Genomic DNA, 24,829 nt, shown 5'->3' with positions numbered 1-24,829 from the left:
TTTTGATGGACAGCTACACTGATTTCAGCAGAATGTTCCTTTAACCGCAAAGCATGCTCAATTCCCCTTGTTTTTTTCTTTAAGCGAATCCTCCCCTTTTTTTAATAAGAATATCCATGATGTGTGCATTTCTCATCTCTCACAAAATCCGCTATAATGATGCAATTTTTGACTGTACTATGAATCCATAGGCAGAAATACGTAAAGAAGAGGTTTTTATGACAACGCCTGTAGTTGCCCTTGTTGGTCGTCCAAATGTGGGAAAATCAACATTATTTAACCGTTTAACCCGCACCCGTGATGCGTTGGTAGCGGATTTTCCCGGTCTGACCCGTGACCGAAAATATGGTCAAGCGAATATCGCAGGTTACGATTTTATTGTGATCGATACAGGCGGTATTGACGGCACGGAAGAAGGGGTGGAAGAAAAAATGGCGGAGCAATCTTTGCTTGCCATTGAAGAAGCCGATGTGGTGTTGTTTTTAGTGGATGCACGTGCTGGCTTAACTTCTGCGGACATTGGCATTGCCCATTATCTTCGTCAACGTCAGCATAAAATCACGGTGGTGGTGGCGAATAAAACCGATGGCATTGATGCAGATTCTCATTGTGCGGAATTTTATCAATTGGGTTTAGGCGAAATTGCACAAATTGCCGCGTCACAAGGGCGTGGCGTGTCTGCCTTAATGGAACAGGTGTTAGCCCCCATTGCGGAACAAATGAACGCAGAACAAATTAACGCCGAAAACCTTGAACAGAATGGGGAAAAAAGTGCGGTAGAAAATCGCGAGGTTTCTGAAGCAGAAGAACAAGACGAATGGGATCATGATTTCGATTTTGAGAACGAAGAAGATACCGCACTGTTAGATGACGCCATTGCGGAAGAATTGGATCAACAAGATAAAAATATCAAAATTGCCATTGTTGGGCGTCCTAATGTAGGGAAATCCACTTTAACCAACCGTATTTTAGGGGAAGATCGTGTGGTGGTTTATGACTTACCCGGCACCACCAGAGACAGCATTTATATTCCGATGGAACGGGATGGACAGCATTACACCATTATTGACACTGCAGGTGTGCGTAAACGAGGTAAAGTGCATTTGGCGGTGGAAAAATTTTCCGTGATCAAAACCTTACAAGCCATTCAAGATGCCAATGTGGTGTTATTAACCATTGATGCTCGTGAAGGCGTGTCGGATCAAGATCTTTCGTTACTCGGCTTTATCTTAAATGCAGGGCGTTCATTGGTGATTGTGGTGAACAAATGGGACGGGCTGGATCAAGAGATTAAAGATCGCGTGAAATCCGAACTGGATCGCCGTTTAGATTTTATTGATTTTGCTCGTGTGCATTTTATTTCGGCTTTACACGGCAGTGGCGTGGGCAACCTGTTTGAGTCCATTCAAGAAGCCTATGCCTGTGCCACACAGAAGATGACCACGTCAATGTTGACACGTATTTTGCAAATGGCGACAGATGAACACCAACCACCGATGATGGGCGGTCGTCGTATTAAACTCAAATATGCTCACCCAGGTGGTTATAATCCACCGATCATTGTGGTACACGGCAACCAAATGGATAAACTGCCTGATTCTTACAAACGTTATTTATCCAATTATTATCGCCGCAGTTTAAAAATTATTGGCTCACCAATTCGTTTGCTGTTCCAAGAGGGCAATAATCCTTTTGCGGGCAAACGCAATAAACTGACGCCAAATCAGTTACGCAAACGTAAACGTTTAATGAAATTTATTAAGAAATCTAAACGATAAAAAAACGCCTTATTTTAACAAGCCTGAACCGCTCTGATTAAAATAAGGCTTTTTTTCTTCTCTGGTGTAATGGACAAACATCCCACATTTTTGTCCATTACACCCAAAAAGTGCGGTGCTTTTTCCAAAAGTTTTGCTGACTGTGTTACCTAACGCGGTTGTTCGTCGGCTAATTTAAGTTTTTTCAAACGCAAGGCATTCATTAACACAGACAGGGAACTCAATGCCATGGCGGCACCTGCAATAATCGGATTTAAGAGTCCGAATGCGGCAAGAGGAATACCTAACACATTATAAATCAAGGCAAAAAAGAGATTTTGTTTGATATTTCTTAACGTTGCCTGCGACAGCAACAAGCCATCCACCATTTGATTAATCGAATGCTGCATTAAGGTAACCGATGCGGTGTGTTCGGCAATATCAGCCCCATTTTTCATGGCAAAACTTACATTGGCACGGGCTAAGGCTGGGGCATCATTGATACCATCGCCCACCATGGCGACCACTTTACCTTGTGCTTGCAATTGCGTAATGTGGTTGACTTTATCACGAGGGGAAAGGTTTGCATAAACATTGTGGATACCCAGTTGTTCAGCAATATATTGCACCGCACCTTGTTGATCACCGCTCATGATATATACCTCAATGTGCTGATCTTGCAGACGTTTTATTCCCGCAATGGCATCGTTTTTTAGCGGATCGGCAATAGCAAAAGCACCAATGGGTTGATTATTTAAGGCGACCGCCACAATACTGGCTAACGCCCAAATCGGATCCTGCAAAGGGGGCAAGCTGAGATGACAATATTCCGCTTTACCAACTTTCACCGTACCAATGCCCTCAACTTCTGCTTGTACGCCTGCCCCAAGTTCAGTCTGGATCTGCTCTGCAAGGGCTAATGCGATGCCTTTTTCTTGGGCTTGTTGGACAATCGCTTTCGCTAAAGGGTGAGTGGCATGCTGTTCAACAGAGGCTGCCAAGCGATAAAGATCTTCTTCAACATACCCGCAATTTTCCATCACCCAAGTGGCAACAATATGAGGCTTGCCTTCTGTTAAGGTGCCTGTTTTATCAAAAACCACGGCATTCACTCGGGCAGATTCTTCCATGGCTGCCGCATCTTTAAACCAAATGCCCCGTTTTACTGCATTGCCCATGCCGACCATGATCGCCGCTGGCGTCGCTAGCCCCAAAGCACAAGGACAAGCAATCACTAACACTGCCACCCCATGCATTAAGGCAATCACGCTCTCTTGCGTGATCCAATAGGTGAAAGCAAACGTGAGCAACGCAATCACCACCACAGTTGGCACAAATACCGCCGCCACTTTATCCGCAAAACGTGCAATCGGCGCTTTGGTGCCCTGTGCTTCCGATAACGCCTTCATCATATCACCCAACAAGGTGTGGCTGCCTAACTGCTGAGCTTGATAAACGAGTGAACCTTCACTTAGCATGGCACCCGCAAAGACACGACTTCCTGTCTTTTTCATTTCGGGTTTAAATTCTCCAGTCAAATGGCTTTCATCGCTCCACCCCGAGCCATATTGCACGACACCATCGGCAGCAATGCGTTCCCCTTGATTGACCCTCAATATATCGCCAATTTGTACCTGATCTAAGGGCAATGCTTGCCATTGTCCGTCACGCTGTACATTGACTTGTTGTGGCGTCAATTTCACCAGTAGTCCCAAACTATTCAGACTGTGTTTTTTCGTGCGGGCTTCTAAAAACTTGCCCAAGCTTACAAAACTGATCACCATGACACTCGCCTCAAAATACACTTGTGGCATCGGTTCATGGGAATCGCTGTGCATCTCGGAAAGCAGCATAAATAAGGAATAAAAATAAATACTTAGCGTGCCTAGACAGACTAACACGTCCATATTGGCTAATCCCCCTTTTAAACTGCCCCAAGCTCGTTGATAAAACGGGATCGCTAAGCCAAATTGCACAAGACTGGCAAGCACACATTGCCACCATGGCGGCAGCATCCAATGGTGTTGCCCTAACATCATGCCAATCATGCCAATGAGAAAAGGTAGGGTGATGAGTAATAACAGCCCTAAACGCCACGAAGGGGCATGGTCTTCCACAATAAGTGGGCTGTGATCTGATTTCAGGTTGCCTGTAAAGCCTGTGTTTTCAATGATCTGTAAAATATCTTGCACATTGTGTTCACTGTCATCAAAACACACTTGTGCTTGTTCGCTCGCAAAATTGACACTGGCTTGTTGAATGAAGGGCTTTTTATTTAAGACTTTTTCAATGCGACTTGCACAAGCCTGACAAGTCATGCCCTGAATTTGAAGGGTGATGTTTTGTTGCATATCCGCTCCTCTAAAAGTGCGGTCAAGATGAAATAAAGAGATGTAAACGACCGAGTAAAATCACCTGATGCCATGCTGAAACCCCTCAAGGTGTGTAGCACTCACCTTGATACGCCATGACATTCAAGATTAGGCGGTTGTGGTATCAAAGCCTGCATTTTCCACCACATCAATTAACTGATGAATGGAAACGTGATTGGCATCATATTGAATGTCCGCACAGGCTTTTTCTAAGCTGACCTTCACTTGTTGCACCCCTTCTAATGCCTGTAATACACGCTCTACGGTTTTCACACAACCACCGCAGTGCATTCCCTCAATCTTCAATGTGATATGCTGCATAATGCTTTCCTCTTTGCTGTTGTTAAAAATGGATCACAAAACATGTCTAAAAACCACCGCACTTTTGCCTAAGGCGTGGTTAGTGAAAAAGGCTTATCAATTTATCGCCAAAGAAAAAAATCATTAACCCAACGCCAACAATCGCCATGCCAATGAATTTAAACATATTGACTTCACGAATAGGCATATGGATTAAACCAAAATGGTCGATCACCATCGCGGCAATTAATTGCCCCACAATAATGAAAAACAACATATTGGTAATCCCCATTTTGGGCGACAGTAAAATGGTGGTAAACACCACTAATGCACCTAACCCACCTCCAATATATTTCCACCCTGCCTGTTGTGTGGCGGTGGAGAGATGACCAATTAAATCTGTTTTCAGCAACGCAATCACGAACAATAATAAAGTGCCTGTGGCAAAAGAAATCAAGGTTGCCACCAAAGGTTCATTGCCCATGGCTTTTGCAAGCTGTGAATTAATCGCCGCTTGAGAGGCTAACGCCACCCCTGCAATAAGGGCAATAAGGGTATAAAGAATAAACATAGGAAAACCTAAAAAAGCCAAATTTGCCCTATTGTAGCGAGATTACAAGAGGCTGAAAACGTTTAATCCGTAAACAGGCTTGCATTCTGCCCTGAAATCCGTATGATGACCGCCTCACCAACGGTGAAAACAATTTGGTTTTTGTTTGGGTTCCCTCACCCCAAGTTTCAATTAAAAAGGTACGACAATGAAAAACACACTTGCGATCTTAAACGATCAACAAACTCGTCTTGCATTAGTTATCTTGAGCTTTTTTCATATTGTGATTATTGCTGCAAGTAACTATCTGGTTCAAATTCCCTTTGAAATCACCCTACCGCTGAGCCAATTTGGTGCACGTGAAGATTTCAGCTTTCACAGCACATGGGGAACATTAACCTTTCCTTTTATTTTCTTAGCCACCGATTTAACGGTTCGTGTCTTCGGGGCAAAAGAAGCACGCTGGATTATTTTCGTGGTGATGTTGCCCGCACTGGTGATCAGTTATGTAATTTCCACCCTCTTCCAAGAGACACAATATCAAGGTTTACATGCCTTAACACAGTTGAACCACATGGTATTTCGCATTGCAATTGCCAGTTTTTGTGCTTATGTATTTGGTCAGCTCTTAGATGTGTTTGTGTTTAACCGATTACGCCAACTCAAAACCTGGTGGATTGCCCCAAGTAGCTCCATGATTTTTGGTTCCATGGCAGATACCTTTCTGTTCTTTGCTATTGCTTTTTATGCCAGCAGTGATCCTTTTATGGCTGAACATTGGACAGAACTCGGCTTTGTGGATTATTTATTTAAACTCCTCATTGGGATTTTGCTATTTGTGCCTGCCTATGGCGTTGTATTGAATATGATTTTGCGTAAACTGGCAAGCTTGCCAATACGCCAACAAATTGCTTAAGCCACGCCATTGACTACACACTATCAACGAGAAAAATTGACCATAAAAAACCACATGTTTTCCCCATGTGGTTTTTTCATTTTACAGGTTAGCGATTAATCCAAAGTGGCAATCTTAAGGTCACACTTAATCCACCCAAATAGCCCGCTTCTGCCCAAACTTTACCATGATGTTCTTTCACCACATTCGCCACAATGGCTAAGCCCAATCCCGTTCCGCCTTTTTCTCTGGTACGAGATTCATCAACACGATAAAACGGCTGGAAGATTTTTTCATATTCAGATTCAGGCAAGCCTTCCCCATTATCATCAATCACAATGTATAACTCTTGGTTTTTGATAAACACGGCTGCTTGAATATGATCTTGCGTATATTTCAAGGCATTACGCACAATATTTTCTACCGCACTAATTAATAGGGCTTTGTTTCCATTCACATAATGATTTTTTGAATAAGTGAGTGTTTGCTTAATGGTAAATTTAATTTTACGTTGTTCCGCTTCAAACTTGGCGTCTTCAAACACATTTGCCCATAACTGTTCCACTGGGAAAATTTCTCGCACCGCATGACTATTGAGCTGTTGACGAGAAAGCATCAATAAATCGTTGATCATTTTGTCCAAACGCTCTGCTTCCGTTTGAATACGCTGTACTTCCGTAATATCGCCCAAACGACGACGTAATAATGCTAAAGCTAATTGTAAACGGGTCAACGGGGTTCGTAATTCATGAGAAATCGAAGAAAGCAACACCTGCTGGCTTGATAACAATTCTTGTAAAGAGGCAGTCATTTGGTTAAAGCTTTGTCCTACTTGACGAAGCTCCATTGCCCCTTTACTTTCCAATTCTTTATTGGCTTGCAAGTTACCCAACGCCACCGATTTTGCGGACATTTGGAGATTTTTGATAGGTTTACCAATACTGCGTGCTAACCACCATAATAACGGTGTCGAAATAATAATGAGCAATAGCACGAGAATCACGGGGTTGGCAAAAATAAAACTCACAATTTCTTTTTGTGAATTGACCCTATCTAAAAAATACAGGGTATAAGACTGATTTTCTTCCCGTCCTAAATGAATGGTAAAAGGCCCCACAATACGTAAATCACCGAACACTTTTTTTAACGGCTGTGTTGCATCACCCGCATGATAGATAAACTGATTCAACAAAGGTATTTCTGCTTGTGAAGCCCCCATGATTTGGTTTTCATCATGTTCATTCACTAAAACAGGGCGAATGGCATCAAGACGATCGAATCTGGATAAAGGCACCCCAGCCAAAATACGGGAAATATAATTATTGCGGATCGAGGTGATAATTTCTTGTTGGTAGGTCGATAATTCGCTTTCTGTTAATTCAGAATAAATACGCGAATCAAAATAAGGAATCGAAAAAATTAAAATCGATAATAACGAAAATGTGAGCCAGAAAAAGGCAAAAATTCGAAAAGAAATGGTATTAAATAAGTTTTCTTTAGTAAAAGGCATAACTTCCCCAATAAAACAAGGCTATTTTTTACAATAGCCCTATCATTTTACTTTTCTGATACGAGCAAATAACCACGCCCTCTCAGGGTTTTAAACCAAGGTGAGTCATCACTTCTTGGTGGTAATTTTTTGCGTAGATTTGACATATGCATATCAATCGCACGATCAAAAGGAGTAAGTTGCTTACCTAAAATCTCAACGCTTAATGATTCTCGAGAAAGAATTTGTCCAGGATTTAAAATTAATTTCTGTAACAAAGCAAATTCCGTTCCTGTTAACTCCAAATCTTGATCTTCATAAAACGCTTGTTGACGACCAGGATATAAGGTAATACCGCAAAATTCAAAGGCATTTTTATTATCTTTGGTATCGACAACAGAAGGTTGTTGTAATTGAACACGGCGTAAGATAGCTTTGATACGAGCAACCAATTCACGGTCATTGAAGGGTTTAGGAATATAATCATCCGCCCCCAATTCTAATCCTAAAATACGGTCGATATCATCGCCTCGAGCAGTTAACATAATGACAGGCACACTAAATTGCTGTCTAATTTTTTTCAAGGTTTCAACACCATTTAACACTGGCATCATAATATCCAACAAGACCAGATCGTAGCTTAAATCTAATTTTTGTAGTGCTTGCTGACCGTTATTTGCCATGTCAATGTCAAAGCCTTCTAAGGTCAATAACTCCGCCAATAACTCAATTAACTCTACATCATCATCAACTAATAATATTTTTGGCATACAGTATTCCTTTATAAAAATAAATCCACATCAAATGATTTACTGTTTTCACGTATTATGAAATTGCTTATTTCCAGAATTGCCACCATGCTTTCGGACTGCCTTGATCCGCTTGAATAATGGCATTATTTACCGCAGCTTTACTTTCATCAGGTAATGGCTTGTCTAAATTAAAATCTGTGACAATGCCACGCTTATCAAAATTGACGACTAACGTATGTTGCTCAGGTGCGGTATAGGCTTTTTGTTGTAAAAAGACGTAGTACCAACGCTGAGAATTAAAAGGTTCAAGTAATACAGGTGTGCCTAATAAATATTGAACTTGCTGGGCAGTCATGCCGACCTGTAATTGTTTCACGGTTGCAGCTTCTAAATAATTGCCTTGTGGCACATCAATTCGATATACGATTTTATCCACAGTTGAACAAGCTGTTACACTAAATGCAAGGATAATTGCACCGATCACTGATTTAAATTGCATAATATTTTTACCTTTTTATACACTGCAAATGATTGATGATGATACAGAAACTTTATTCGATTGCCAAATCAATTCTGAGGTTTCAATTGACGCTGTAATTGATCTCGCAAATTCGGCGGCAATCCTTTAATCGTCAAGGTATCGCTATTTTCATCCCAAAAGATACGTTGATTGATCAATTCTGCATCAAAACTTACTGTAACACCTTTACCTGATCCCGAAAATTTGGTTAAGGTTTTGAGGGTAGAACGCACTGGTGGGATTTTGTCTTCTAAGCCATATTCTTGTTCATTGGCGAACGCCGCAAATTCACGCTCGTTTAGAGTGGGCATATTGGCAGAAAGTTCCGCTAATTCAATCTCTTCCCCCGCATTCATTTGCCCTTTACAATAATCAAACACTTGTTTTTTAACGGCTTGAGCTTGGGTTTTATCCAAGTCGGCTTGTTCACAATAATCACTCACCGCTTGTAAAAGGCATTGATTTTGCACTTGTGGATTTAACCCTTCCTCTGCCCCTAAAAATTCCATAAAGAAATCCCCAATCTTACGCCCGACACGTCCTTTCACAAAGGTTAAATAGCGATTGGATTTTGCATCCAGTTGTAATTCCGTCAGGTTAATTCGAGCGGCAATATCAAATTGTGTGATATCTAAATATTGTGTGCGATGAATCTCTAAATGTTCATCCACTAACATACTGGCACGGCTGTCTAATAATGCGATAAATAAATATTCGGTCGCTAAAAAGTGATATCGGCATAACACCAAGGTGCCATTGTCCGCAAAATTGTATTTACCTAACTCTTGAGCCAAAAGTGCGGTCGATTTTTGACTAAATTCAAGAAAGGGCATTTCTTTTTCTAATAAGCGATTCAGATCTTGTGCAAATAACGAGGTTTCTTGAAAGATGCCATAGGCTTTGGCTTTGCTCTGATAAGCTTGATGCAGTTGCAACATCATTTGTTCCACGTCAGGGCGAATGGTCAGTAACTGATCTCTTAACAGGGTGTTCAGTTTCGCCTCGTCCCCTTCGCCCGTTTTTACTAACTGGTGCAACACAATTTCATCGACAGTAATACTCATAGTTAATCCAAGGTGGTTAATCCAAAATTCTTGCTATTATAACCGCACTTTTTTCACGATAACTAAGAAAAAATGATAGGATATGGAAAATTATCGGGTATCATAGAGAGCTAAATTCCTTTCGTCAGATTTATGAGTATGGCAAATCAATCAAAATACCAAGATAAACAAATTGATGCGATCTTAAATGATATGATCGCCGTCTTAGAAAAACACCAAGCCCCAGTCGATTTATCCCTCATTGTATTGGGCAATATGGTGACGAATTTATTAAATAGCACGGTGGGACAAAACCAACGTAGCGTACTTGCCAAAGCCTTTGCAGAGGCATTAATGCATTCCGTCAATCACAAAACATCGTCATAACCATGTGGATCACCAATAGCAGACAATACCGAGAAGAAACCTCACGAAAGATTTCGTGGGGGCATTGGTTTGCTTTATTTAATATTTTATGGGCAATTGCTATTGGTAGCCGTTATGCTTTTCTTATCGACTGGCCAGATACATTATTTGGCAAACTGTATTTTTTTATAAGCTTATTTGGTCATTTCAGCTTTGTGATTTTTGCCTTTTACTTATTGGTGATTTTTCCTTTAAGTTTTGTCATTAAAAACCACCGGACATTTCGTGGTTTGACCGTCATTTTCTCCACGTTAGGGCTCACCTTGCTCATTATTGATGCTGAAGCCTTCTCTCGCTTCAATTTACACTTATCCACTGTGGTATGGAATTTATTGGTGAACCCTGAAAATGGCGAACTGTCTCGTCATTGGCAAATTTTCTTTGCCCCAATGCCGTTTATTTTATTAGTTCAAATGTTGTTTTCCCGTTGGTCTTGGGAAAAATTACGCAGTTTAGAACGTCAAAAATGGCTTAAAGGGGTTGGGATTTTTTTTACATGTAGCTTTATTGCCACCCATTTAATTTATGCTTGGGCTGATGCATTTATTTATCGTCCTATCACCATGCAGAAATCCAATTTCCCGCTGTCTTACCCAATGACCGCTCGCACCTTTTTGGAAAAACATGGTTTTATTAATAAAGCAGAATATAGCCAAGTGATTGAGCAACAAGGCCGTGCGGATGCACCGAAAATCAATTACCCCAAAGCCCCACTTCATTATCAAACGGCACAACGTCCCAATATTGTGTTTATCACGATATCAGGCTTACGCCACGATGCGATCAATGAAAAAAATATGCCGACACTTTCGGCTTTAAGCCAACAATCTACACAATTTATTCATCATTACAGCAGTGGCAATAGCAATAATGCTGGCTTAACGGGCTTATTTTATGGCTTAAGTGCCAATTACACAGACAGCTTACTCAACCACAAAACCCCTTCTGTCTTCATAGAAAAACTGGCTGAAGAAGGCTACGCGTTTGGGGTATTTTCCAGTAACAAGCGTCATAATAGTTTATTCCATCAAGCACTTTTTAGTGGGATTAATCAATCAAAAAGCAATGCGACCAATCAATCTGAAACACAAGCCTTGGTGAATTGGCTAAGCAAGCAACAACGCCCATTCTTTGCTTATTTGGGGTTAGCTATCCGCCCTAATTTATCCCAACCAGAGTATGCCTTAGAATTAGCCGAGATTGATCGCCTACTTACTCTCGTTTTCAAGGATTTTCCGTTTGAAAATACTTTATTAGTGATGACCGCTGAACATGGTTATAGTTTCCAAGCCTTAACAGAAAAACAGCAGATCAACAATTTTGCCCCTGATGAAATTCAAGTGCCAATGTTGGTGCATTGGCAAGGTTTAGCCAAAGGTAAAGTGGATAAATTAACCAGCCATGTGGATTTATTGCCTGCGGTGATGAAACATGTGTTTAATATTCAAAATCCAATTTCTGACTATGCACAAGGGCGAGATTTATTCGATTTACAGCAACATCCTGATTGGATTTTAGTGTCTAATTATCGTTGGAATGTGATTGTGCAAGCGGATGGCAGCCAATATCACATTGATAAAAATGGAAATTATCAAAAATATGACCGCACTTATCAAAAAGAATCTTCTAAACGTCCCCCACTTGGGTTATTTTTAGAGGTCTTTAACCAAGAGCGTTCATTTACTGAAAAATAGCGTTGTTTTTACTATAACCAATAGTCAAAACCAATTATATTTTTTAGATTGAAGCCTTTATACTAGCGAGCAATTCTTTAGGACATAGACATAATGTTATTAATTAAAAATCAGAGAATTTTTCATAACATTGTTACTCACCTCATCAATCGTGTTAACACATTGATTTCATTTCTATTTTTAATTAATAGAAAATCCTCTTTCATTGGGGATTTTTTTATATCTACGATTCCTAACTCACCTTTAACTTCTTATGTCCTTACGGAGCCATTATGAAAAACCACGTGCGTAGTTTTAAAACTTATATTAGAGATGAAATTATTAAAAAAGGCGGTTGGGTCAATGCCCACGCCCACGCTGACCGTGCCTTTACTATGACCCCAGAAAAAATTGGTATCTATCACAGCAGTAACTTACAACAAAAATGGGATCTCGTTGATGAAGTCAAGCGTACCTCCAGTGTCGATGATTACTACGCTCGCTTTTGCCAATCTATTGAATTGATGATTTCTCAAGGGGTAACTGCCTTTGGTACCTTCGTGGATATTGATCCTATTTGTGAAGATCGTGCCATTATTGCGGCACACAAAGCCAGAGAAGTGTACAAACACGATATTACCTTAAAATTTGCGAACCAAACCTTAAAGGGTGTGATTGAACCGACAGCAAGAAAATGGTTTGATATCGGCTCGGAAATGGTCGATATGATTGGTGGCTTGCCTTACCGTGATGAACTGGATTATGGTCGAGGCTTAGAAGCCATGGATATTTTGCTCGATACGGCAAAATCCCGTGGCATTATGTGCCATGTGCATGTGGATCAATTCAACTCACCGAAAGAAAAAGAAACAGAACAACTCTGCGATAAAACCATTGAACACGGTATGGAAGGTCGTGTTGTGGCGATTCATGGTATTTCGATTGGTGCCCATTCAAAAGATTATCGCTACCGTCTCTACGAAAAAATGCGTCAAGCCCAAATGATGATGATTGCCTGCCCAATGGCATGGATTGACAGTAATCGTAAAGAAGATCTCATGCCTTTCCACAATGCACTCACCCCCGCAGATGAAATGATCCCTGAAGGCATTACGGTGGCAATTGGTACCGATAATATCTGTGATTACATGGTGCCATTATGTGAAGGAGATATGTGGCAAGAATTGAGCTTATTAGCGGCGGGTTGTCGTTTCCCAGACTTAGATGCGATGGTCAATATCGCCAGTGTGAATGGTCGCAAAGTCCTCGGTTTAGAGGTTTAATCTTACACAAAAAAGCGAACTCAAGGGTTCGCTTTTTCATCAAAATGTTGCGAAAACAGACCGCACTTTTCACGGTGTAATGGACAAAATGGTTGCTAAAAAGTGGCTTAGAGCCTTATAGTACAAGGCTTTAAGCCACTTTTTTGAAATATGAACAAAAAACTATCCTTTCTGCTCTAAACAGAATATAAAGAAAAATGGTGTTAGAAATAATATTCAACGTTATAAATGCACCTCTTGTAATAAAACATTTACACTTCAGAATAAATTAAATCCTATGGATATTTGGCTTGATTATTCTCAAGGTAAACAAACCTATAAAGAACTTGCCTTAAAATATAAATGCGCTGTTAAAACTATTCAAAGACATATTGATAAAGCCCCAAAAACAGCCTTAAAACCGCCTATTTCAACTTATTTGAATATTATTATGGATACCACTTTCTTTGGGAGAGAGTTTGGAGTTTTGGTCATCATGGATAGCTCCAGTGAGAAGGTAGTTTATCATCAAATTGTGAGTACAGAACGCGATGAATATTATCAAAATGCACTGAATGGCTTGAGAGAAAAAGGCTATATTATTCAATCGATTACTTGTGATGGGCGTAGAGGGTTACTAAAGGATTTATTCGATACACCCACTCAAATGTGCCATTTTCATATGGTCGCTATTGTGATGCGGAAATTAAGAAAAAAGCATAAATCCATTGCAGGAAAAGAACTTAAAATACTCGTTAAAACGCTCAAAGAAAGCCGAAAAAACGAATTTTATCGCCGTTTACATTATTGGTATTTAAAGCATCAGGATTATTTAAATGAACGTTCTGATAAATGTAATGAGAGGGGGTATTTCCCTTATAAACATAAAGGTTTAAGAGGGGCTTTAGCCAGCTTAACATATTATGAAAAATATTTATTTGCTTTTGAAAAACATCCTGAATTTAATATAGAAAAAACGACAAATAGACTTGAGGATTTATTTAGTGAACTTAAAAGGAAGTTAATAAATCATAATGGTTTAAGTAAAAAACGTAAGGTATTGTTTATAAAGGATTTTTTAAATAATAAAAGTTGCTAATAATCTAAAAAAATATTATTAGCAACCATTTTGTCCACTTGAAAGCGTTTTGGACTTTTTAGCAACCATTTTGTCCATTACACCTAAACATACTGAATACGGTCTAATAAAGAAGGTTTAGAAGATAGGGCTATTATGCGATTTGCAAAAACCTATGAATTGGTTATACCAATTCATAAGGTAATGGGAATAACGTGAGTGGGCTATTCTCTGTTAAACGGAAGGAGGCATTTTCTTCAAGTTGATTGTTCATGACCACTTGTAACCATAATACGCCTTCAATATTAATGGCATTTAAGATTTTACCTGTTTTACGCCAGTTATTTTCTAATTGCATTTCCACTTCCGTGCCAGTGGCTGGAATATCCAAGGTTTCTCCCACTAAGGTAAACATGGCACGTTTGTTTGCACCACGGTATTTGGCACGGGCAACAATTTCCTGACCAATATAACAGCCTTTTTGAAATGAAATTGCTTGCTCAATACTTTGTAAATTTAGGGCTTGTGGAATAAATTCCCCCTGTGTTTCTGGACTGAGCATTGGAATCCCATCTTGGATATCTAATAAATCCCAAGCTTGGTGTGTGGTATTCGGGGTGATATTTAATGAGGTTGGATGAATGAGTAGGGTGCGAGCTTGTTGGCATTCAATGTCCACGCGAATTTGTGCACCAACGGTGTCAAAGGCTTGACGGGTGGCTTCGCCGGCTAATCCAATGATTTCCCAATCTAATTGGGTAAAACTCACTTTTGAGAAAACGGCATATTTTTTTAAGAGTTCCAGTGCGGTTGGCAGAATTGAGCGTTTTAGTAACGCATAAAAACATTGTGAATCGGTGCGGATTAAACGGAAAAGTGAGGTGATTTTTCCCTTAGGATCACAATGTGCAGTAAGGGTGGACTGCCCCACGTCTAATTTGTTGACATCGCAACTGACTTGACCTTGTAAATATTTTTCGGCATCTTCGCCTTTAATTTCGATTAAGCCATATTGTTGAAGGTTGCAGACAAGGGTAGGTTGAGTGGTAGTTAATAAAGTATAAGTCATTATTCATTACTCCAGATTTTGAATTTGCTCACGCATTTGTTCGATTAAAACTTTCAATTCTACTGCGGAGTTTGTTACTTCCGTGTTAATTGACTTTGATGCGAGGGTATTCGCTTCTCGATTAAGCTCCTGCATCATAAAATCTAATTTACGCCCAATTGCGCCACCTTTATGTAAAATGGCATGGGTTTCTTTGACATGCAATTGTAACCGATCTAATTCTTCAGCAACATCAACACGTTGAGCTAATAAGACTAATTCTTGCTCAAGTCGTTGTGGATCTGCTTGTAAATTAATCTCCTCGAAACGTTGTAAAAGACGATCTCGTTGCCATTGTAAAATCTCTGGCATTTTAGACCGCACTTTTTCTGCTTCAAGATGAATTGCATCTAAGCGTTGTTGAATCAGGGATTGTAGTTTTTCCCCTTCTCTCGCCCGCATGGCAATAAAATCATTGAGTAAATGATCAAATGCATTAAGCAAGCTTTGGCTAATTAAATCCAGATCTTGCTCTGGGGCTTCAACAACACCAGGATAACGTAAAACGTCGGTAAGATTTATCTCTCCTTCGCCCGCTTGTGATTTAATCCATTGTAAGGATTGAATAACTTGTTGAGCTAAGTCTTTGTTGAGAGTTAATTCTGTGGCAACTTGTTTTTTATTATCAATGCGTAGTGTACATTCGATTTTGCCTCTCGTCAGCCTTTGACGCAATTTTTCTCGTAAATTATTTTCTAAACCTCGAAATTGTTCAGGTAAACGAAAAAATGTTTCGAGATAGCGTTGGTTTACAGATCGGATTTCCCAGACGGCATCACCCCAATCTTGTTTCAGTTCAAGGCGTGCAAATGCGGTCATACTATAAATCATGTAAAAATCCTTAAGGTTATCAAGATGAAAAATCGAATGGCTCTATTGTACTGTTAAATTTCGCATCTGTCAGTTTGCATGCTAAAATACTGCGAATTTTTTATCATAAATAGAACAAATGAGGAATATCTAATGCGTCCGAATGAACGTGCTAATCATCAACCCCGTCAAATTAATATTACCCGTCATTACACAAAACACGCAGAAGGTTCAGTGTTAGTGGAATTTGGCGATACAAAAGTCTTATGTACCGCTACGGTGGAGGAAAGTGTACCACGTTTTTTAAAAGGGCAAAATCAAGGTTGGGTCACCGCAGAATATGGGATGTTGCCTCGCTCAACGCACAGTCGTATGCAACGTGAAGCCGCAAAAGGGAAACAAGGTGGGCGTACGATGGAAATTCAACGTCTTATCGCACGTTCTCTACGTGCCATGGTGGATCTTGAAGCCTTGGGTGAGCGTTCTATTACTTTAGATTGTGATGTTATTCAAGCCGATGGTGGGACGAGAACCGCCTCAATCACGGGGGCTTGTGTGGCATTATGTGATGCCATCAATGGATTAGTGAAAAATGGCACCTTAAAAACCAACCCAATTAAAGGTTTGGTCGCGGCAATTTCAGTGGGGATTGTGGCAGGTGAAGCGGTTTGTGATTTGGAATATGTGGAAGATTCCGCCGCAGAAACAGACATGAATGTGGTGATGATGGAAGATGGTCGCATGATCGAAGTGCAAGGCACCGCAGAAGGAGAACCATTTAGTCACGAAGAATTATTGACGTTATTAGCATTAGCAAAACAGGGTTGTGAAACCATTTTTGATGCACAACGCCAAGCATTAGCAGAATAATGAAAGGATAAAGGGAGTTGACATGCAAGCATATAAAGTGGCGTTTATCAAATTTGCGTTAAGTCGTGGCGTGTTAAAATTTGGTGAGTTTACCTTGAAATCTGGTCGTATTAGCCCGTATTTTTTTAATGCAGGCTTGTTTAACACGGGGGCGGATTTAGCCAAGTTAGGTGAATTTTATGCCAGTGCAATTCAAGCAAGCGGTGTGAAATATGATGTGATTTTTGGCCCTGCCTATAAAGGTATTCCGATTGCCACCACCGTGTCAGTGGCATTATTTAACCAGTTCCAGTTAGATATGCCCGTTTGTTTTAATCGTAAAGAAACGAAAGACCATGGCGAAGGGGGAAATTTAATTGGTAGCCCATTGCAAGGTCAGGTGCTATTGGTTGACGATGTGATCACAGCAGGCACGGCGATTCGTGAATCAATGACGTTGATTGCAGAACATCAAGCCCAATTAAGTGCGGTGATGATTGCCTTAAATCGCAAAGAAAGAGGGCAGGGTGAATTGTCTGCGATTCAAGAAGTTGAGCGTGATTATCAATGCACAGTGTTGTCGATTGTGGACTTTGATGATTTAATGACCTTTATTGAACAAGATGCTCAATATCAACACTATTTACCTGCAATGCGTGCTTATCGTACGCAGTATGGGGTGAAATAAGGATATCAAGGTAAAAGTGCGGTGCATTTTAAGAAAGTTTTAAGCAAATTAAATTATCTTGATTGGATGTAACGTACCATTTTGGAGAACTTAATGAATTTTATTGGAAAATTTTTAGGACTGATTATCGGTTGGAAACTTGGTGGCTTTTTTGGTGCAATTTGTGGCGTAATTTTAGGGCATTGGGGCGATAAAAAACTTTATGAACTTGGTTCAGTAAATTCGAGTTTTTTCAAAAGTAAAATTACACGTCAATCTTTATTCATGCAGACCACCTTTGCGGTATTGGGGCATTTAAGTAAAGCAAAAGGACGGGTCACCGAAGATGATATTCAACTGGCTAGTGCCTTAATGCAACAAATGCAATTAGATGATAACAATCGTCGTTTAGCTCAAGATGCGTTTACACGAGGCAAAGATAGTCATTTCCCATTACGACAAGTGATTCGTGAATTTCGTTTAGGCTGTGGGCAACGGGCGGATTTGCTTCGTATGTTTTTATATGTGCAAGTGCAAGCCGCATTTGCCGATTCACAGCTTGAGCCTGCGGAAAAAGACATTTTGTTTATTGTGGCAGAAGAATTAGGTTTATCTCGTTTGCAATTTGAACAAATGCTTGCAATGGAGTTTGCCTCTCGTCAATTTTCTCGTGGTGGCTATCAATATCGTTATCAGCAACAATATCAGCACCATCAGCAAGGGCAATATCAACAAAATGGGCAACATTATGGCGGATACCAATCACAATCAGGTCCAACCGTTGAAGATGCTTACCAAGTGTTAGGGGTGACAGCGACAGATGATCAACAAACAGTCAAACGTGCTTATCGCCGTTTAATGAATGAAAATCACCCCGATAAACTTGTCGCAAAAGGGTTGCCAAAAGAAATGTTAGACATGGCAAAAGAGAAAACACAACAAATTCAATCAGCCTATGATTTGATTTGTAAAACCAAGGGTTGGAAGTAATGGGATTGTATAGCCAAAAAGGCTTTCCACTGTTATTGGGCGGCGTGGTGATTGCTGTGGCGATATGGTCGGGCATTGCCCCTTTTTCTCGAGCCGTGTGGTATGCCGAAGTCTTGCCGATTTTTGTGGTTTTTCTTGGGTTAATTCTCACATATTCTCGTTTTCAATTTAGCCATTGGGCTTATTTTTTAATGAGTTTATGGATGATTTTGCATTTAATCGGAGCACATTACACCTTTGAGCGTGTGCCTTTTGATTGGGCGAATCAGTTACTCGCCCCTTGGCTAGGTGAAGGACGAAATCATTTTGATCGGGTGGCACATTTTATTATTGGTTTTTACAGCTTCCCCATGGCGGAATGGTTGCTACGACGCCGATTATGCGGCCCTGTTTTAGCTGGCTTTTTTGCTTTATTTTTTATTATGAGTATTGCCGCCAGTTATGAATTAATCGAATGGCAATATGCCGTGGTGGCGGGCGGCGAAGAAGGCATTGCCTTTTTAGGATCACAAGGTGATCATTGGGATGCACAAAAAGACATTCTCGCCGATACCTTAGGGGCAATCACTGCACTTGCTTTGTTTTATATGGTGAGAACAGATAAAAAATGCGCGTGATTTTAGCCCCGATGCAAGGGGTCTTAGATCCTTTCGTTCGCCACTTATTAAGTGAAGTGAATCAGTATGATTTGTGCATTTCTGAATTTGTGCGAGTCGTCGATCAGCTTCTTCCCGCCAAAGTGTTTTATCGTCTTTGTCCTGAGCTTTATCAAAAGGGATTAACGCAGTCAGGCACACCCGTGCGAGTGCAATTGTTGGGACAACACCCCGATTGGTTAGCCGAAAATGCACAACGTGCCATTGAATTAGGTTCACACGGTATTGATTTAAACTGTGGTTGCCCTTCTAAAACCGTCAATGGAAGTCATGGCGGTGCTTCACTGTTAAAACAGCCTGAGTTAATTTATCAAGCCACCAAAGCTTTACGAGAAGCCGTGCCGAGTGAATTAACGGTGAGTGTGAAAGTACGTTTAGGTTGGGACGATGCTGAACAAGCATTTGAAATTGCCGATGCAGTACAACAAGGCGGTGCAACGGAGATCACCATTCATGGTCGAACCAAGCTAGATGGTTACCGTGCAGATCGGATTAATTGGGCAAAAATCAATGAAGTACGCCAGCGTTTATCTATCCCAGTTATTGCCAATGGCGAAATTTGGGATTGGCAATCTGGGCAGGCGTGTTTGGCTCAAACGGGATGCAAAGATTTAATGATTGGGCGTGGTGCGTTGAATATCCCGAATCTAAGCCATGTGGTGAAATCTCATCAGGCAAAAATGCCATGGTCTGAGGTATTACGTCTTTTGCAGAAATATGCCCATACGGAAAATCAATTTGATACGGGCTTTTATCATGTGGCACGTATTAAACAATGGTTGGGTTATCTGAAAAAGGAATATCCACAAGCCAACGATCTTTTCCAATTAATTAAAACCTGTCATGACGGTCATGAGTTACGCATAAAAATAGACGGAGTAATGATGTAATGAAATATCAGTGGATTTTTTTTGATGCCGATGAAACCTTATTCTCTTTTGATGCCTTTGCGGGCTTGAAAAAATTATTTGCCGATTATGGCATTTTATTTCAGCAAGCGGATTTTGAGGAATTTCAGCGTGTCAACAAACCGCTTTGGGTGGAATATCAAAATGGCACCATTAGTGCGGAACAATTACAAGTCACACGTTTTGCCAGTTGGGCGAAGCGTTTAAATAAAAATCCCGTTGAATTAAATGAACATTATTTGCTAGCCATGGCAGATATTTGTCAACCTTTAGAAAAGGTGGTGGAGACCTTAACCGTGCTAAAAGATCACGCCCAGTTAGGCATTATCACCAATGGGTTTACTGCCTTACAAAAATTACGCTTAGAAAAAACGGGGTTAAGTGACTGGTTTCAATTTGTAACGATTTCGGAAGAAGTGGGGATTGCCAAACCCGATCCGCGTATTTTTGAACACAGTCTGGCGTTAGCCAAGGTTCAGGATCGCCGAAAAGTCTTGATGGTGGGTGATAACTTAGATTCGGATATTTTAGGTGGACATAATGCCCATTTAGATACCTGCTGGTTGCATTATCATCGTGAAAATCAAAGTGCAATTCAGCCAACATATAGTATTGGTCGCTTTGATCAATTGTTGGAAATTGTCTCTGGCGAGTGATGATCTCTAGCTAAACTTTCCAACAAGACTGCAGGTTTGCTTGCTCTTTTCTTTGAGCGACTTTGTGTGTGAAAAGTGCGGTCTGTTTTCGCAAGGTGTAATGGACAAAATGGTTGCTAATAATATTTTTTTAGATTATTAGCAACTTTTATTATTTAAAAAATCCTTTATAAACACTATCTTACGTTTTTTACTTAAACCATTATGATTTATTAACTTCCTTTTAAGTTCACTAAATAAACCCTCAAGACTATTTTTCGTTTTTTCTATATTAAATTCAGGATGTTTTTCAAAAGCAAATAAATATTTTTCATAATATGTTAAGCTGGCTAAAGCCCCTCTTAAACCTTTATGTTTATAAGGGAAATACCCCCTCTCATTACATTTATCAGAACGTTCATTTAAATAATCTTGGTGCTTTAAATACCAATAATGTAAACGGCGATAAAATTCGTTTTTTCGGCTTTCTTTGAGCGTTTTAACGAGTATTTTAAGTTCTTTTCCTGCAATGGATTTATGCTTTTTTCTTAATTTCCGCATCACAATAGCGACCATATGAAAATGGCACATTTGAGTGGGTGTATCGAATAAATCCTTTAGTAACCCTCTATGCCCATCACAAGTAATTGATTGAATAATATAGCCTTTTTCTCTCAAACCATTCAGTGCATTTTGATAATATTCATCGCGTTCTGTACTCACAATTTGATGATAAACTACCTTTTCACTGGAGCTATCCATGATGACCAAAACTCCAAACCCTCTCCCAAAGAAAGTGGTATCCATAATAATATTCAAATAAGTTGAAATAGGCGGTTTTAAGGCTGTTTTTGGGGCTTTATCAATATGTCTTTGAATAGTTTTAACAGAGCATTTATATTTTAAGGCAAGTTCTTTATAGGTTTGTTTACCTTGAGAATAATCAAGCCAAATATCCATAGGATTTAATTTATTCTGAAGTGTAAATGTTTTATTACAAGAGGTGCATTTATAGCGTTGAATATTATTTCTAACACCATTTTTCTTTATATTCTGTTTAGATCAGAAAGGATAGTTTTTTGTTCATATTTCAAAAAAGTGGCTTAAAGCCTTGTACTATAAGGCTCCAAGCCACTTTTTAGCAACCATTTTGTCCATTACACCTATGTTTAGGGCATATTATCCCCACCAAAACACAGCCCATAACCGAATGAAAAGCGGCCTCATCTTTTGAAATGTCTCCGCTCACTACTTTCCTGTTAGGAAAAACCTAGTCTCTTGCCTTGAAAGGCTATTCGCATAAGCAAATGTTATTTCAGTGCAGTTCAACAAAAAAGGACTGAGCCTGTAATACAGAACTCAGTCCTTTCATTAAGTGAGTCTAACTTTTTGGGTCAGCACAGAAGGGGTTACATCATACCGCCCATTCCACCCATACCGCCCATGCCAGCAGCACCTAAGTCAGCTTTGTCGTCTTTTGGTAAATCAGTCACCATACATTCTGTGGTGATCATTAACCCTGCAACAGAAGCAGCGAATTGTAATGCTGAACGGGTTACTTTAGTTGGATCCAAAATACCCATTTCGATCATATCGCCGTATTGTTCTGTGCCTGCGTTGTAACCGAAATTACCTTCGCCATTTTTCACCGCACTTGCTACAACAGACGCTTCTTCACCTGCGTTGGTTACGATTTGGCGTAATGGTGCTTCCATAGCACGTAACGCAAGTTTGATACCCACGTTTTGCTCTTCGTTATCGCCAGTTAAACCAGCAACTTTGCTTGCTGCACGGATTAAGGCAACGCCACCACCGGCAACAATACCCTCTTCAACTGCAGCACGGGTGGCGTGTAAGGCATCTTCCACACGGGCTTTTTTCTCTTTCATTTCCACTTCTGTTGCGGCACCTACTTTAATCACTGCCACACCGCCAGCGAGTTTCGCCACACGTTCTTGTAATTTTTCTTTATCATAATCAGAAGTGGATTCTTCGATTTGCTGACGAATTTGTGCCACACGACCTTGAATTTGAGCTTCGTCACCAATACCGTCAATGATGGTGGTGTTGTCTTTGTTGATCACCACACGTTTGGCTTGACCAAGATCTTCCAATGTGGCTTTTTCTAACTCCATACCGATTTCTTCAGAAATCACCGTACCTGCAGTTAAAATCGCAATATCTTGTAACATGGCTTTACGGCGATCACCGAAACCAGGTGCTTTCACCGCTGCCACTTTCACGATACCACGCATGGTGTTCACGACTAAAGTGGCAAGTGCTTCGCCTTCCACATCTTCTGCGATGATCAATAATGGTTTGCCAGCTTTTGCCACACCTTCTAATACAGGTAATAATTCACGGATGTTAGAGATTTTTTTATCCACCAATAAAATAAATGGATTGTCTAACTCAACCGTTGCGGTTTCTGGTTTATTGATGAAGTATGGTGATAAATAACCACGATCAAACTGCATCCCTTCCACAACCGCTAGCTCATCTTCTAAACCTGTACCGTCTTCAACGGTGATCACGCCTTCTTTGCCCACTTTATCCATCGCTTGTGCAATGATCTGACCAACAATGTTGTCTGAGTTAGCCGAAATTGTCCCCACTTGTTCAATTTCTTTTGAGGTTTCACAAGGTTTGGAAAGGGCTTTTAATTCGGTTACCACTGCCGCAACGGCTTTGTCGATACCACGTTTTAAATCCATTGGATTCATACCCGCTGCTACGGCTTTTAAGCCTTCGTTTACGATAGCTTGTGCTAAAACCGTCGCAGTTGTGGTACCATCACCTGCCGCATCATTGGCTTTCGATGCCACTTCTTTCACCATTTGAGCACCCATGTTTTCGAATTTATCTTCTAATTCGATTTCACGCGCCACTGATACACCGTCTTTAGTGATGGTTGGAGCACCGAAAGATTTATCTAATACCACGTTACGACCTTTAGGACCTAACGTCACTTTCACTGCATCTGCCAAAATATTCACACCCGCTAACATTTTGACACGAGCATCGTTACCAAATTTTACGTCTTTTGCTGCCATTTTGTTTTTCCTTTATTGTCGGACGGGCTTTAGCCCATCATCTGTAATCGTTAATTCGTTTTAATGCGGGCTAAAACCCACCCTACATTTATTCCACAATCGCTAAGATATCGTTTTCAGAAATAATTAACACTTCTTCGCCGTCAATTTTTTCTGCTTTCACGCCGTAGCCGTCATTAAAAATCACGGTGTCGCCAACTTTCACATCTAAAGGTTGTACTGTGCCATTTTCTAAAATGCGACCTTTACCTACAGCTAATACTTTTGCACGAGTCGATTTGGTGGCGGCAGAACCTGTTAATACAATGCCACCTGCAGATTTTGTTTCGACTTCTTCACGTTTGATAATCACTCGGTCGTGTAATGGACGAATATTCATTGAATTACTCCTTCATAAAAAAATGTGTCATTAGAATTAAACGTTTCCCTAATATGTGGGAGTTTTTTTTTGTTTCAAGGGGAAAAGTAAAATTATTTTATTCTTTTATCTTCATCCACTTTTTTTTCATACTCGGCATCAAAAATTTCTGCATCTTGTTCAAAAGTGCGGTGTGTTTTGCGAAAGAATCGGTGACGAAACACATGAACTTTACGCGTGATTACCCCCTCAATCCAAAGGCTTGTGATGGGAAGCAATAAAAAGATCGCAACAAGATCCGTTAAAAACCCTGGGATAAAAAAGAGTACACCTGCCACAATCCAAATGCCCGACTGCAATAATGAGCGTGCTGGAATTTCGCCTTTTGCCAACTGTTTTTGCACGTTCAATAAGGTGTACCAACCTCGGGCACGAATCATAAACAGCCCTAACAAAGAAGAAAAAATCAATAGTAGAATTAAGCCCAAAATCCCAATGCTTGAGCCAATCCAAACCAACAACGAAAGCTCAAGATAAATAAATAAAAACACACATAGGAAGAATAAAATAATCGGCATTGCAGTTTCCTTATGAAATTCACATGAGATGATGTCTTATATGGTTACAAATTTTTGAAATTTCAACCGCACTTTTTCAATTCTAAAAAGAAAAAGCGGG

25 protein-coding genes are annotated in these 24,829 nt (G+C 40.2%); 12 read left to right on the top strand and 13 right to left on the bottom strand.

What is annotated here, in order from left to right; translation table 11 throughout:
* Window positions 1-218: 218 nt before the first annotated feature.
* Window positions 219-1,778 (top strand): ribosome biogenesis GTPase Der, encoded by a 1,560-nt coding sequence (gene der / locus ACPEEM_RS00800; protein ID WP_424407332.1) that lies wholly within the window; start codon window positions 219-221, stop codon window positions 1,776-1,778.
* 149 nt (window positions 1,779-1,927) lie between these two features.
* Here der and ACPEEM_RS00795 read toward each other — a convergent pair whose 3' ends face one another.
* From ACPEEM_RS00795 to ACPEEM_RS00785, 3 genes are all read right to left on the bottom strand, one after another.
* Window positions 1,928-4,108 (bottom strand): heavy metal translocating P-type ATPase, encoded by a 2,181-nt coding sequence (locus ACPEEM_RS00795; protein ID WP_424402471.1) that lies wholly within the window; start codon window positions 4,106-4,108, stop codon window positions 1,928-1,930.
* A 129-nt stretch (window positions 4,109-4,237) separates the two neighbouring features.
* Window positions 4,238-4,450, bottom strand: a complete 213-nt coding sequence (locus tag ACPEEM_RS00790) for a heavy-metal-associated domain-containing protein (RefSeq protein WP_424402470.1) — start codon at window positions 4,448-4,450, stop codon at window positions 4,238-4,240.
* A gap of 79 nt (window positions 4,451-4,529) precedes the next feature.
* A complete protein-coding gene (locus tag ACPEEM_RS00785) occupies window positions 4,530-5,000 on the bottom strand; it encodes a DMT family transporter (RefSeq protein WP_424402469.1) in 471 nt (156 codons plus the stop codon).
* Window positions 5,001-5,187: 187 nt separating this feature from the next.
* On the opposite strand from ACPEEM_RS00785, the gene ACPEEM_RS00780 reads away from it, so the two are divergent.
* The gene (locus tag ACPEEM_RS00780; protein WP_424402468.1) at window positions 5,188-5,895 is read left to right on the top strand and encodes a 7-cyano-7-deazaguanine/7-aminomethyl-7-deazaguanine transporter; all 708 of its coding nucleotides are present in this window, start codon (window positions 5,188-5,190) and stop codon (window positions 5,893-5,895) included.
* An 88-nt stretch (window positions 5,896-5,983) separates the two neighbouring features.
* On the opposite strand, the gene cpxA is transcribed toward ACPEEM_RS00780, so the two are convergent.
* The 4 genes from cpxA to yejK form a co-directional block, all read right to left on the bottom strand.
* Window positions 5,984-7,384 carry an envelope stress sensor histidine kinase CpxA gene (cpxA, locus tag ACPEEM_RS00775; protein WP_424402467.1) on the bottom strand — a complete coding sequence of 467 codons (1,401 nt, stop codon included), beginning with the start codon at window positions 7,382-7,384 and terminating at the stop codon, window positions 5,984-5,986.
* A 47-nt stretch (window positions 7,385-7,431) separates the two neighbouring features.
* A complete protein-coding gene (gene cpxR, locus ACPEEM_RS00770; protein WP_424402466.1) occupies window positions 7,432-8,133 on the bottom strand; it encodes an envelope stress response regulator transcription factor CpxR in 702 nt (233 codons plus the stop codon).
* A 67-nt stretch (window positions 8,134-8,200) separates the two neighbouring features.
* Window positions 8,201-8,614 (bottom strand): outer membrane protein assembly factor BamE, encoded by a 414-nt coding sequence (gene bamE, locus ACPEEM_RS00765; protein WP_424402465.1) that lies wholly within the window; start codon window positions 8,612-8,614, stop codon window positions 8,201-8,203.
* Between the two features lie 68 nt (window positions 8,615-8,682).
* Window positions 8,683-9,699, bottom strand: a complete 1,017-nt coding sequence (gene yejK, locus ACPEEM_RS00760; RefSeq protein WP_424407331.1) for a nucleoid-associated protein YejK — start codon at window positions 9,697-9,699, stop codon at window positions 8,683-8,685.
* 138 nt (window positions 9,700-9,837) lie between these two features.
* Here yejK and ACPEEM_RS00755 point away from each other — a divergent pair, with 138 nt between their 5' ends.
* From ACPEEM_RS00755 to ACPEEM_RS00740, 4 genes are all read left to right on the top strand, one after another.
* A complete protein-coding gene (locus tag ACPEEM_RS00755; RefSeq protein WP_424402463.1) occupies window positions 9,838-10,065 on the top strand; it encodes a YejL family protein in 228 nt (75 codons plus the stop codon).
* Window positions 10,066-10,067: 2 nt separating this feature from the next.
* Complete coding sequence (locus ACPEEM_RS00750; protein ID WP_424407329.1) at window positions 10,068-11,798, top strand: DUF3413 domain-containing protein; 1,731 nt, start codon at window positions 10,068-10,070, stop codon at window positions 11,796-11,798.
* A 272-nt stretch (window positions 11,799-12,070) separates the two neighbouring features.
* On the top strand, window positions 12,071-13,060 hold the full coding sequence (locus ACPEEM_RS00745; RefSeq protein WP_424402461.1) for an amidohydrolase family protein: 990 nt from the start codon (window positions 12,071-12,073) through the stop codon (window positions 13,058-13,060).
* Between the two features lie 187 nt (window positions 13,061-13,247).
* Window positions 13,248-14,138, top strand: a complete 891-nt coding sequence (locus ACPEEM_RS00740) for an IS256 family transposase, variant Zn-binding type (RefSeq protein WP_424408185.1) — start codon at window positions 13,248-13,250, stop codon at window positions 14,136-14,138.
* A gap of 163 nt (window positions 14,139-14,301) precedes the next feature.
* On the opposite strand, the gene ACPEEM_RS00735 is transcribed toward ACPEEM_RS00740, so the two are convergent.
* Both ACPEEM_RS00735 and ACPEEM_RS00730 read right to left on the bottom strand, forming a co-directional pair.
* Entirely contained in the window at window positions 14,302-15,186 is an 885-nt protein-coding gene (locus tag ACPEEM_RS00735; RefSeq protein WP_424407327.1) for a YgfZ/GcvT domain-containing protein, read from the bottom strand.
* Window positions 15,187-15,192: 6 nt separating this feature from the next.
* Entirely contained in the window at window positions 15,193-16,056 is an 864-nt protein-coding gene (locus tag ACPEEM_RS00730; RefSeq protein WP_424407325.1) for a YicC/YloC family endoribonuclease, read from the bottom strand.
* Between the two features lie 132 nt (window positions 16,057-16,188).
* Between ACPEEM_RS00730 and rph the strand changes: the two genes are divergently transcribed.
* The 6 genes from rph (at window position 16,189) to yjjG (ending at window position 20,761) form a co-directional block, all read left to right on the top strand.
* Complete coding sequence (gene rph / locus ACPEEM_RS00725) at window positions 16,189-16,905, top strand: ribonuclease PH (protein ID WP_424402458.1); 717 nt, start codon at window positions 16,189-16,191, stop codon at window positions 16,903-16,905.
* A 22-nt stretch (window positions 16,906-16,927) separates the two neighbouring features.
* Complete coding sequence (pyrE, locus tag ACPEEM_RS00720) at window positions 16,928-17,572, top strand: orotate phosphoribosyltransferase (RefSeq protein ID WP_424402457.1); 645 nt, start codon at window positions 16,928-16,930, stop codon at window positions 17,570-17,572.
* 93 nt (window positions 17,573-17,665) lie between these two features.
* Window positions 17,666-18,541: a co-chaperone DjlA gene (djlA, locus tag ACPEEM_RS00715; RefSeq protein WP_424402456.1), complete on the top strand. Its 876-nt coding sequence runs from the start codon at window positions 17,666-17,668 to the stop codon at window positions 18,539-18,541.
* Window positions 18,541-19,158 (top strand): DUF2238 domain-containing protein, encoded by a 618-nt coding sequence (locus tag ACPEEM_RS00710; protein ID WP_424402455.1) that lies wholly within the window; start codon window positions 18,541-18,543, stop codon window positions 19,156-19,158. Before djlA ends, ACPEEM_RS00710 begins: the two co-directional genes overlap by 1 nt.
* Window positions 19,149-20,087 (top strand): tRNA dihydrouridine(16) synthase DusC, encoded by a 939-nt coding sequence (gene dusC / locus ACPEEM_RS00705; protein WP_424402454.1) that lies wholly within the window; start codon window positions 19,149-19,151, stop codon window positions 20,085-20,087. Before ACPEEM_RS00710 ends, dusC begins: the two co-directional genes overlap by 10 nt.
* Window positions 20,087-20,761, top strand: coding sequence for a pyrimidine 5'-nucleotidase (yjjG, locus tag ACPEEM_RS00700; RefSeq protein ID WP_424402453.1), 675 nt, complete (start codon window positions 20,087-20,089; stop codon window positions 20,759-20,761). The genes dusC and yjjG overlap by 1 nt, the downstream gene beginning before the upstream one ends.
* A gap of 138 nt (window positions 20,762-20,899) precedes the next feature.
* On the opposite strand, the gene ACPEEM_RS00695 is transcribed toward yjjG, so the two are convergent.
* From ACPEEM_RS00695 to ACPEEM_RS00680, 4 genes are all read right to left on the bottom strand, one after another.
* The gene (locus ACPEEM_RS00695; protein WP_424403955.1) at window positions 20,900-21,763 is read right to left on the bottom strand and encodes an IS256 family transposase, variant Zn-binding type; all 864 of its coding nucleotides are present in this window, start codon (window positions 21,761-21,763) and stop codon (window positions 20,900-20,902) included.
* Window positions 21,764-22,149: 386 nt separating this feature from the next.
* Window positions 22,150-23,793 (bottom strand): chaperonin GroEL, encoded by a 1,644-nt coding sequence (gene groL / locus ACPEEM_RS00690; protein ID WP_424402452.1) that lies wholly within the window; start codon window positions 23,791-23,793, stop codon window positions 22,150-22,152.
* Window positions 23,794-23,881: 88 nt separating this feature from the next.
* Complete coding sequence (locus ACPEEM_RS00685) at window positions 23,882-24,172, bottom strand: co-chaperone GroES (protein WP_424402451.1); 291 nt, start codon at window positions 24,170-24,172, stop codon at window positions 23,882-23,884.
* A gap of 92 nt (window positions 24,173-24,264) precedes the next feature.
* On the bottom strand, window positions 24,265-24,729 hold the full coding sequence (locus ACPEEM_RS00680) for an FxsA family protein (RefSeq protein WP_424402450.1): 465 nt from the start codon (window positions 24,727-24,729) through the stop codon (window positions 24,265-24,267).
* Between the last annotated feature and the right edge of the window lie 100 nt (window positions 24,730-24,829).

This window comes from Pasteurella pantherarum (assembly GCF_049670885.1).
In the GTDB taxonomy this organism is placed as follows: Bacteria; Pseudomonadota; Gammaproteobacteria; order Enterobacterales; family Pasteurellaceae; genus Pasteurella.
The sequence above is the reverse complement of the archived record's forward strand: the minus strand, read 5'-3'. Positions and strand labels throughout refer to the sequence as shown.

Bases quoted from the DNA above. Each gene is read 5' to 3' on its own strand.
- ACPEEM_RS00755 (WP_424402463.1), top strand. From the start codon at position 9,838: ATGGCAAATCAATCAAAATACCAAGATAAACAAATTGATGCGATCTTA.
- ACPEEM_RS00685 (WP_424402451.1), bottom strand. From the start codon at position 24,172: ATGAATATTCGTCCATTACACGACCGAGTGATTATCAAACGTGAAGAA.
- djlA (WP_424402456.1), top strand. From the start codon at position 17,666: ATGAATTTTATTGGAAAATTTTTAGGACTGATTATCGGTTGGAAACTT.
- ACPEEM_RS00730 (WP_424407325.1), bottom strand. From the start codon at position 16,056: ATGATTTATAGTATGACCGCATTTGCACGCCTTGAACTGAAACAAGAT.
- ACPEEM_RS00785 (WP_424402469.1), bottom strand. From the start codon at position 5,000: ATGTTTATTCTTTATACCCTTATTGCCCTTATTGCAGGGGTGGCGTTA.
- ACPEEM_RS00680 (WP_424402450.1), bottom strand. From the start codon at position 24,729: ATGCCGATTATTTTATTCTTCCTATGTGTGTTTTTATTTATTTATCTT.
- groL (WP_424402452.1), bottom strand. From the start codon at position 23,793: ATGGCAGCAAAAGACGTAAAATTTGGTAACGATGCTCGTGTCAAAATG.
- ACPEEM_RS00710 (WP_424402455.1), top strand. From the start codon at position 18,541: ATGGGATTGTATAGCCAAAAAGGCTTTCCACTGTTATTGGGCGGCGTG.
- ACPEEM_RS00735 (WP_424407327.1), bottom strand. From the start codon at position 15,186: ATGACTTATACTTTATTAACTACCACTCAACCTACCCTTGTCTGCAAC.
- cpxR (WP_424402466.1), bottom strand. From the start codon at position 8,133: ATGCCAAAAATATTATTAGTTGATGATGATGTAGAGTTAATTGAGTTA.
- pyrE (WP_424402457.1), top strand. From the start codon at position 16,928: ATGCAAGCATATAAAGTGGCGTTTATCAAATTTGCGTTAAGTCGTGGC.
- bamE (WP_424402465.1), bottom strand. From the start codon at position 8,614: ATGCAATTTAAATCAGTGATCGGTGCAATTATCCTTGCATTTAGTGTA.
- yejK (WP_424407331.1), bottom strand. From the start codon at position 9,699: ATGAGTATTACTGTCGATGAAATTGTGTTGCACCAGTTAGTAAAAACG.
- rph (WP_424402458.1), top strand. From the start codon at position 16,189: ATGCGTCCGAATGAACGTGCTAATCATCAACCCCGTCAAATTAATATT.
- der (WP_424407332.1), top strand. From the start codon at position 219: ATGACAACGCCTGTAGTTGCCCTTGTTGGTCGTCCAAATGTGGGAAAA.
- ACPEEM_RS00745 (WP_424402461.1), top strand. From the start codon at position 12,071: ATGAAAAACCACGTGCGTAGTTTTAAAACTTATATTAGAGATGAAATT.
- ACPEEM_RS00780 (WP_424402468.1), top strand. From the start codon at position 5,188: ATGAAAAACACACTTGCGATCTTAAACGATCAACAAACTCGTCTTGCA.
- cpxA (WP_424402467.1), bottom strand. From the start codon at position 7,384: ATGCCTTTTACTAAAGAAAACTTATTTAATACCATTTCTTTTCGAATT.
- ACPEEM_RS00795 (WP_424402471.1), bottom strand. From the start codon at position 4,108: ATGCAACAAAACATCACCCTTCAAATTCAGGGCATGACTTGTCAGGCT.
- dusC (WP_424402454.1), top strand. From the start codon at position 19,149: ATGCGCGTGATTTTAGCCCCGATGCAAGGGGTCTTAGATCCTTTCGTT.
- yjjG (WP_424402453.1), top strand. From the start codon at position 20,087: ATGAAATATCAGTGGATTTTTTTTGATGCCGATGAAACCTTATTCTCT.
- ACPEEM_RS00750 (WP_424407329.1), top strand. From the start codon at position 10,068: ATGTGGATCACCAATAGCAGACAATACCGAGAAGAAACCTCACGAAAG.
- ACPEEM_RS00790 (WP_424402470.1), bottom strand. From the start codon at position 4,450: ATGCAGCATATCACATTGAAGATTGAGGGAATGCACTGCGGTGGTTGT.